Consider the following 210-nt stretch of genomic DNA (forward strand, 5'->3'; position numbering starts at 1 on the left):
AGGCCAACGACTATTCCTGTTTTTTTCATAAGTAACTCCTTTATCAAACCGCAGAAACGATCTGATATTTGCCATTGTGCTGTTGAACAACCCGATACCCGCCGAATACTTTACTGCCGGGCGCGACGGTGCGGGTTTTATGGTTAAAGCGGACGGTAATGCGTGTACCGCCCTCCCCCTGCGAGATCATCACCACTCGCGGGGATCCCG

Origin of the sequence: Enterobacter sp. PGRG2 (assembly GCF_030291195.1) — a bacterium.
Lineage (GTDB): Bacteria > Pseudomonadota > Gammaproteobacteria > Enterobacterales > Enterobacteriaceae > Enterobacter_D.